We start from the raw sequence: 4,896 nt of genomic DNA on the forward strand, positions 1-4,896 counted from the left end.
AGCGAGCGCCACGGATGCCGCATCGGCATCGCGACGAAGTTTTCGGAAGATGTTCAGATTGAATGACTTGGCCAAGGCACCCTCCATTGGAATGCCCTTGACCTGGAGAAACGAGTGGAAGCCCATGACGCCGAGGCCAACGGAGCGCTCACGCAGGGCGGCGTAGCGGGCACGCTTCATTCCGTCCGGCGCCACCGCGATGAAGTGGGTGAGCACGTTGTCAAGGAAGCGCATGACGTCCTCGATGAAGCCGGGCTCCTTATTCCACTGGTCCCAGGTCTCGAGGTTGAGCGACGACAGGCAGCACACCGCTGTGCGCTCCTCGCCGCGGTGATCGATGGCGGTCGGCAGGGTAATCTCGCTGCACAGGTTGGAGGTCGAGACCTTGAGGCCGAGCTCGCGCTGGTGCTTGGGGAGCGCGCGGTTCACGGTGTGGATGAACAAGAGATAAGGCTCGCCGGTTTGCAGCCGGTTCTCAAGGATGCGTTGCCACAGCTGGCGGGCATCGATCTCGCGGACAACCTCGTTAGTGTTCGGGCTGCGCAGAGCGACTGCGGTGCCGGCACCCACGGCACGCATGAACTCGTCGGTGACGTTGATGCCGTGATGCAGGTTGAGGCTCTTGCGGTTGAAGTCGCCAGACGCCTTGCGGATCTCGAGGAACTCCTCGATCTCGGGATGGTGGATATCGAGATAGACCGCCGCCGAGCCGCGCCGCAACGAGCCCTGGCTGATCGCCAGGGTGAGGCCGTCCATGACGTGGATGAACGGGATGATGCCCGAGGTGACGCCGCCCCTCGCCTCCTCGCCGATCGAGCGAACATTGCCCCAGTAGGTACCGATGCCGCCGCCGTTGGAAGCAAGCCAGACGTTCTCGTTCCAGGTGCCGACGATGCCTTCGAGCGAGTCCGGCACTGAGTTAAGGAAGCACGAGATCGGAAGGCCGCGCGTGGTGCCGCCATTGGAGAGCACCGGTGTGGCCGGCATGAACCACAGCCGAGACATCGCATCATATAGACGTTGAGCATGCGCAACATCGTCCGCGAAGGCGCAAGACACTCGGGCGAACATGTCCTGGATGCCTTCGCCGGGAAGCAGATAACGGTCGGTCAGCGTCAACTTACCGAACGACGTCACCAGGTCGTCCCGCGACCAATCGAGGGGGATGTCAGACGGCGTGGGCGATGGCGCCAGGGGCTTCGGCAGGGGAGCCGGCGATGCTGGGGGCCGCACAAGACACGGCTCAGGCTTGGTAGGCTTTGCCTGCGAACGGGGTTGCCGCACACTCGGCAGCTCAATGAGATGACCATACTGATCGAAGTTGTAAGACGGCGACACCGGCACCCCCGCGATATTTTGGGGCCTGGACCGTGCGGACGATTTGCGAGGAGACTGGGCAAATGTCCCCTGCAGCAAGCGATCACCGGGGCACCCGGCCCGAGGACATGTGTTCTGTCGCGGCGATCTCCTGGCTAGCGGGTCGCTGCGGCTGTCGGCCTTCCCGGCGCTATCGCAATGGCCGCTGCCGACGCATTGGGTTCCCTTCTAGCTTCCATTCTACCATATATGGGAATGGAATACCGTGACGGTACCACATATACGCGCAGCTGCGGGACTCGTCAAGGCGGCACCGTCAAGTTAACGAGTTGGTGCAGCCCCGATGTCGAGGTTCGAAATTCGCCGAGCGCCTGTCCTGAAGGGCCTCACTCAAAAAGCATAGGCGTCTCATGGACTGGCCAATCGGCGAGTTAGGAGCCTCAGAATGGGGGACGAGCAGCCAAGCGAGCTCGGCGGGGGCGGAACCTTCGAAGTCTTTGCAGAGGCGCGGACATCTGCCGAGCCGTGCAAAGGTGCGCTCGACCGCCCTGCGCCTGGGCAGGAGTGGAAGCCTTTGACGCGGGGCGGTCGCTCGACGATCTCGATCGTCCACGGCCCGCACTGGGAGAGTGCTTGACGAGCTGTTTGCCGCGATAGATCCGATCGGCAAAGATGTGCTCAAGCCGCGGCCTCGCAAATTCTGCAACAGGGGAGCAGCACCATCCTGAATGTTGGCATCGATCGGTTCGCGGTCCGTGAATTGAGTTGGGCCGGATCGGATTTCGGTTGCCACACGCGTCTCGCCATTCATCGCTTTCTGTGGCCCTTAGATCAAGATTGTCTGGAGCGCGACCAGCAATCGATGCAGCCACCCGTGGCAATGTCCCACGCTTAGTGGATTTGACGCCTTCGCAGGCCGGGCGAGCCGCCCCACGTGCTCAGTTGTCTGGCCTCGAACATAAGCCGTCCTCAACCGAACGCGGTCATGTCAGGTTATCGCCAATCAATCCTAACGGGATGAGGCGGAGCTATGCTTGAATCTGGGTGACGGAGCCGATAAGGCGGCGTGGCTTTGCTGTGTCGGAATGAAGCCGTTCGCAACATTGGCGTGAGCGGCGGCGAGGAACCGTGTTGTATCTCACCAACGACCTTGAAGCCGTGACGTTGGTAAAAGGGAATGTTTTCAGGGTTCGAGCTTTCGAGGTAGGCGGCAATGCCGTCCTCATCGCATGGTTGAAGGGCGTATTTCGTCAGCAACGTACCAAGCCCTTTTCCGACCCAGTTCGGACCGACGGGAATGAGTGGCAGATACCAATGTGGCTCGTGGAGATGATGTTCGGCCATTCTCCGCCGCAAGTGTGCCATATCCTCCGTGATCTCCGGGCGCAGGGATAGCACCAAGACCGGGCGGATCGGGGCCGCGCCAGGGCCTGTCCTCGGCGGCATAGGCCCAGAGCTGACCGGTCTTGGTGCGCCCTCGACCGGGATCGAGCACCGGCACCGTCGTCTCGTCGGCGAACAGCTTGGACCTCGCGCGAAGCACCGTGAGAAGGCGCTCATGCAGCGGGCGCAGATGGAAGGCGGCATGCCCCACCCAGTCTGCCAGTGTCGATCGATCGAGAGCGATGCCCTGGCGGGCATAGATCTGGGCCTGCCGGTAGAGCGGCAGATGATCGGCATATTTGGACACTAGAACCTGGGCGACGGTTGCCTCCGTCGGCAGTCCGCCCTCGATCAGCCGGGCCGGAGCCTCGGCCTGCAGGACGCCATCCTCGCAAGCGCGACAAGCGTATTGGGGACGCCGGGTGACGACAACGCGGAACTGGGCCGGCACCATGTCCAGCCGCTCGCTCCTGTCCTCGCCGATCGGGTGCAAGTCGCCCCTGCAGCACGGACAGGTCTTGTCGTTGATGTCGACGACGACCTCGATCCGCGGCAGATGCGCCGGTAGTGCTCCGCGATTGTTGCGGCGCTTGCGTGCGCGCTCCGCCCGGCCTTCTGGAGCTGGTCGGCCTCTCATGTTCCGATGATTGCCTTCCATGCGTGATGCGGCCATCGACCCCGACGGAGCGGCATCGTCTCGCATAACGACGATGCTCATGCTGCCTTCGTGATTAGGGAACACAGGCTCCGCGAACATCCACCCTTCGAGGCTCATTCCCGCACCCCGCTTGCTCCTGTCTACACTTCGAACCCGCGTTGCCGCGACGCCCGCAAGACTCGGTCCCGGCTTGCCTGCTTCGGCTTTGGCCGGATGGGACTTGCACCCACAAGCAATCATCAGCTTGGCATGACGTACTCCCCTGGCGTGGTGTAGCTGAGGGCGTGTGGTCACCACGTTCGGCGGCATCGGCCACTCGTCGAGGAAGGTGGCGAGCTTCGGCAGCTTGGGGCGGAGCTGGTCGGCGACGCGCCGCCACTGCGCCCGCGCCGCCTCGGCATCGTCCTGGGCGCAGGCAGTGGCGATGAACGTGGAGGCGACGCGTCGTCCGCTCTTGCCGGCATGCGCCAGCGCGTTGCGTATGAAGTGCACGCGGGGTCGTTGGAAAGCTGCAATTGGTTGATTCCGTTTTCGTCGGCGATTCGCGATCGGCGGAGCAAACGAGATGCTGGGGCGCAAGGAGCGGGATCGGTTGGAGCTCTTCATCACTGGCTCGCTCAAACAGCTCGTCCCAGATGAGCACGTGCTGCCGCAGGTCGATCGTGTGCTCGACCTGTCTTGGCTAAGAAAGAGGTCTCCGTCTGCTATTGCGCGAACGAAGGTCCCAGGCATGGATCCGGAAGGCGCGGTACGCCTGATGCTGGCGGGTCTGCTCACCGGCATGTACACGATCGCAGGCTGATGCGGGAGGCTTAGGTCAACATCGCGATTCGCCGGTTTGCTGGTCATGGCCTGCACGAGTAGCTACCGCACCATTCCAGCCTGACGCGCATCCGCCAGCGCTGGGAAGAAGAGCGATTCCGTAGGATCTTTAAACGGACTGTCGAGGCCTGTGTGAAGGCCAAGATCGCAAAGCCGAAGTGGTTCATATCGATGCGTCGCTGATCCGCGCCAACGTGAGTTGGGACAGCCTCACCGAGCAGGCATGTGGTGGATGTGCTGAGTGAGAATCAAAGCGAAGATGAAAGCGAGGCTGAGAGGAAGGGCCGGCAAAGCGGCAAAAGAAGATCTGCACCACCGATCTGGATGCGACATTGGCCACCAATGCCCGAAACCGGCGGCTGGAGTCCGCTTACAAGCAGCACGCTGCCGTCGATAACAAGGTCGGCGTTATTCTGGACGTCGCAGTCACGACTGGACAAACGAACGAAGGGGAGACCTTGCCGGGGTTAATCCAGTTTGAAGTTCGTTCTGGCCCACTACAAGGACCAGAGCATGAAGCGACGCAGCCGCTTTTCGGAAGAGCAGATCATCGGGATTTTGAAGGAGCATGAGGCCGGCGTGTCGTCGCTGATCTGTGCCGCAAGCATGGCGTCAGCGACGCCAGCATCTACAAATGGAACGGCGAAGTTCGGTGGAATGGTGGTGTCGGAGACCAAGCGGCTGAAGACCCTGGAGGACGAGAACACACGGCTGAA

3 protein-coding genes and 5 pseudogenes are annotated in these 4,896 nt (G+C 62.0%); 3 read left to right on the forward strand and 5 right to left on the reverse strand.

Annotated elements, in window-relative coordinates:
• The 5 genes and pseudogenes from XI05_RS00255 to XI05_RS00275 all read right to left on the reverse strand — a co-directional run.
• On the reverse strand, positions 1–1,137 hold a 1,137-nt coding region (locus XI05_RS00255), incomplete at its 3' end, for a ribonucleoside-diphosphate reductase subunit alpha (RefSeq protein WP_271497743.1).
• A gap of 588 nt (positions 1,138–1,725) precedes the next feature.
• A pseudogene (locus tag XI05_RS00260) lies at positions 1,726–2,053 on the reverse strand (transposase); the annotation flags it as partial.
• Positions 2,054–2,310: 257 nt separating this feature from the next.
• Complete coding sequence (locus tag XI05_RS00265; protein ID WP_442869216.1) at positions 2,311–2,763, reverse strand: GNAT family N-acetyltransferase; 453 nt, start codon at positions 2,761–2,763, stop codon at positions 2,311–2,313.
• Positions 2,699–3,319: pseudogene (gene tnpC / locus XI05_RS00270) on the reverse strand (IS66 family transposase); the annotation flags it as partial. The gene XI05_RS00265 and the pseudogene tnpC, both read right to left, overlap by 65 nt.
• A 366-nt stretch (positions 3,320–3,685) precedes the next feature.
• Positions 3,686–3,964, reverse strand: a pseudogene (locus XI05_RS00275) (transposase); the annotation flags it as partial.
• Between XI05_RS00275 and XI05_RS00280 the strand changes: the two are divergent.
• From XI05_RS00280 to XI05_RS00290, 3 genes and pseudogenes are all read left to right on the forward strand, one after another.
• Positions 3,924–4,641: pseudogene (locus tag XI05_RS00280) on the forward strand (transposase); the annotation flags it as partial. The pseudogenes XI05_RS00275 and XI05_RS00280 sit on opposite strands and share 41 nt — an antisense overlap.
• A gap of 52 nt (positions 4,642–4,693) precedes the next feature.
• Positions 4,694–4,834: pseudogene (locus XI05_RS00285) on the forward strand (IS3 family transposase); the annotation flags it as partial.
• Positions 4,807–4,896: hypothetical protein (locus tag XI05_RS00290; RefSeq protein ID WP_271497745.1), on the forward strand; the 90-nt coding region annotated here is incomplete at its 3' end. The pseudogene XI05_RS00285 and the gene XI05_RS00290, both read left to right, overlap by 28 nt.

It is taken from the genome of Bradyrhizobium sp. CCBAU 11357, assembly GCF_028128865.1.
Taxonomy (GTDB): Bacteria; Pseudomonadota; Alphaproteobacteria; order Rhizobiales; family Xanthobacteraceae; genus Bradyrhizobium.

What these genes read in the sequence shown, in the direction of transcription:
- XI05_RS00265 (WP_442869216.1), bottom strand. Translation starts at nt 2,763, where the DNA reads ATGCCGCCGAGGACAGGCCCTGGCGCGGCCCCGATCCGCCCGGTCTTG.